A 2,929-nucleotide genomic window follows, 5' to 3' on the forward strand; every position below is an offset into this window, starting at 1 on the left:
AGTTCTCACAAGAATTTATGCTGCGGAATTAAGGGAATAATAATTTGGGCTCTCATGGCAACTGCTGTGATGGGCATTCAAGCACAAAAGAATATGGAAAGGAAAGAAATCAAGCAGACCGCAGGACGTACCGCCCTCGGAGAGTTCGCACCGGAATTTGCTCATCTCAACGATGACATTCTTTTCGGTGAAGTGTGGAACCGTCAGGAAGAGATGAGCCTGCATGACCGCTCGCTTACCACAATTCTCTCACTCGTGGCGCAAGGCATCACCGATTCATCGCTCAAATATCACCTGAATACGGCCAAAGCCAATGGTGTGACCCGACAGGAATTTTCGGAGATGATCACTCACGCCGCTTTCTATGTAGGCTGGCCTAAGGCATGGGCGGTGTTCAACATGGCCAAGGAGGTGTGGACTTCAGACATACAGACCAAAGAAGAATTTCAGGCAAGCACACCCTATCCCATTGGCGAGCCTAACACGGGCTATGCCAAATACTTCATAGGGCTGAGTTATCTCGCTCCGATGGAGGCTGACAAGAGGGGCGTGGTAAATGTAACGTTTGAACCCCGTTGCCGCAACAACTGGCACATTCATCACAAAGCCGTTCAGGTGCTCATCTGCGTTGCCGGTCGTGGCTGGTACCAAGAGTGGGGCAAGACACCTGTAGAGCTTTGCCCCGGTGTTGTCATTGCCATCCCTGCCGAAACCAAACACTGGCATGGAGCCGCCAGAGACAGCTGGATGCAGCACCTGACTTACAATACTCACGTTGAGGATAGCTCATCGACCGAATGGTTGGAACCTGTCACTGATGACATCTACGACAAACTCAAATAAGGCATTGCTTTCCCTATAGAAAGTTCATTTCGCGAGTTATTAGCCTACAATCATGCATTTTGAACTGACTAATGTAGAATGTCGTCAAGAAGTAGTGATTTCTATCCGCCGCCTCTGACTACATCCTAATCCTTTCTCTTTCACCGTATTACCCCTTATTGTAGTAATGTAGTAGGATAATATCGGTGAAAGAAAAAGATAGGAATAAATCAATGGTGTGTACCTCCAAAGAGGAATATCGGTGTTATGGAAGTTGCGGGTTGCTGTACCTTATGGCAGACATACTTTCTGAACAAGTGAGCTTCCATGCTGTCCAGCAGAAAGGAGAGGGCGATGATTGCCGAGAGCGGATAAAGCGGTGCATAACCTGTCAATTCATTATCTCTGACCATTGCCTTCTCACCTGCACACATTTCATCAAGGTGCAGGTTGGAAGATTTCTGTATCACTTGTAGCTTGCCGTTAAGTTTCTTCCATGTCACACCGAAAAACCTCGCAAGTTCTCCCTCCGTCATGGCTATCTCGCCGCCTCCCTTGCGGATTACCTGCATATTGCCGCTCCAATCAAGGCGACTACGCTCCATGCCAGTCTTTGGTCTGTTTGTTGTATTCATGCCGTTTCCTCCTTCTTATATGCTAATATGTTCAAGGGTTCATTTCCCACCAGCTCTTTGTTTTTCTTTTCCTTTGAGGAAAGTTTGGCGATGAGCCTGTCCATGTCTTCCGAAATCTTGCAGTCCGTCACCTGTGCATAAATCTGCGTGCTTGATATGGAAGCATGCCCCATCATCTTGGCTATGCTTTCGATGGGTATTCCTGCACTAAGGCTCATCGTGCCGAAGGTGTGTCGTGCCATGTGGAAGGAAAGCCTTTGGCTGATACCGCAAGCCTTGCCCACAATGTACAATTTGCTATTCATCACGCTACGGCTGCTATCAGGATGAAAGACAAAGCTGTCGCCTTTTTCTTTCATCGTCTGCTCGTCCTGTCCTGTTGTTAAGTCGTTGTGATCTGCTTTCCTGCAATGGCTGATGATAGTTTCCGCTATTGGGTGCAGCGGTATGACAAACTCCACCTTGGTCTTCTGTCGCTCCTTGCGGATATATTTCTGTCCGTCCGCTGCGGTTTGGATATGCTTGTATTGCAGGGTTTCCATATCCGCAATAGCCAGTCCCGTGAAACAGGAGAAAATGAACATCAGCCTTGCCTGTTCCGCCTCGCTGTCATTCATCCTCATAGCCATGAGCCTTGCCACGTCGTATTTTTGTAAGTATCGTATATTCTTATTCTCTTTCTCATACTTGGCATTCTCAAAGGGATTACAGCGTATGATGTTCCGACTGACCGCACGGTACATCAGCCGACTCAGCCAGCAGAGATAGTTGTTGATGGTCGTTCCTTTCAGTCCACGCTTTTTGAGGTAGAAACGGTATTCCTCAAACAAGTCCTCCGTGATTGCCCCAATAAGGATGTCCTGCACTCCTTTGTCTTTGACAAACTCATGAAGATTCCTGTCTGCATGAGATAGGTTCAGGTACGTTCCCTCTGTCCTTGACTTGCCTACGCTCTCCCTGACCATTTGCAGTTCCGCCCTGCTCATGGCAAGGAGGGTTGTCGGATGGGTGGCTATGCCCTGTAAATGGTTCTTGATGAGTTCCACGCTTACCACTCCGTCCCTTACGAGAATATCCCGATAGGTCTTTTCCACAAGTTCCCTGAACTCATGGAGCCTTTGGCTGGTCTTCCTGTCGGTTGTCAAGCCCTGCTTAGAGTTCCACTCGGAGGGATTGCATTCCTCGCCTGTGGTAATGGCGGTACTCTTTCCGTCTATGGTGATACGGCAGAGGATGACTGTCCGCCCGTCTGCCTTTGTCTTCTGTCTGTTGATATAGAACAGTATCTTGAATGTACTTCTCATTGTCTTGATGTTTTGAAAGAAAGGATAATAAATAAAATAATTGTGATAAGGATTAGATAGCCAGCTGCATGTCTTCGGTGAAAGAAAGTAAACGTTCAAATTCCTCAAAGAGTTTCTGGGGTGTTACCTTTGCGTAGCGTTCCGTCATGCTTATGTTGGAATGTCCCA

At 47.6% G+C, this 2,929-nt stretch carries 3 protein-coding genes; 1 reads left to right on the forward strand and 2 read right to left on the reverse strand.

All coding sequences use genetic code 11. The features are described from left to right. The first annotated feature begins 54 nt into the window (after positions 1-54). On the forward strand, positions 55-843 hold the full coding sequence (locus tag HMPREF2983_RS02245; RefSeq protein WP_083316643.1) for a carboxymuconolactone decarboxylase family protein: 789 nt from the start codon (positions 55-57) through the stop codon (positions 841-843). Between the two features lie 209 nt (positions 844-1,052). Here the strand turns inward: HMPREF2983_RS02245 and HMPREF2983_RS02250 are convergent, their stop codons facing one another. Further along, positions 1,053-1,457, reverse strand: a complete 405-nt coding sequence (locus HMPREF2983_RS02250) for a hypothetical protein (RefSeq protein ID WP_070666335.1) — start codon at positions 1,455-1,457, stop codon at positions 1,053-1,055. Beyond that, positions 1,454-2,761 carry a site-specific integrase gene (locus tag HMPREF2983_RS02255; RefSeq protein WP_070666338.1) on the reverse strand — a complete coding sequence of 436 codons (1,308 nt, stop codon included), beginning with the start codon at positions 2,759-2,761 and terminating at the stop codon, positions 1,454-1,456. The genes HMPREF2983_RS02250 and HMPREF2983_RS02255 overlap by 4 nt, the downstream gene beginning before the upstream one ends. Positions 2,762-2,929: the final 168 nt, after the last annotated feature.

The organism is Prevotella sp. HMSC077E09, assembly GCF_001814685.1.
Classification (GTDB): domain Bacteria; phylum Bacteroidota; class Bacteroidia; order Bacteroidales; family Bacteroidaceae; genus Prevotella; species Prevotella oris.

Coding starts and splice junctions, on each gene's coding strand:
- HMPREF2983_RS02245 (WP_083316643.1), top strand. CDS start 55: ATGGCAACTGCTGTGATGGGCATTCAAGCACAAAAGAATATGGAAAGG.
- HMPREF2983_RS02250 (WP_070666335.1), bottom strand. CDS start 1,457: ATGAATACAACAAACAGACCAAAGACTGGCATGGAGCGTAGTCGCCTT.
- HMPREF2983_RS02255 (WP_070666338.1), bottom strand. CDS start 2,761: ATGAGAAGTACATTCAAGATACTGTTCTATATCAACAGACAGAAGACA.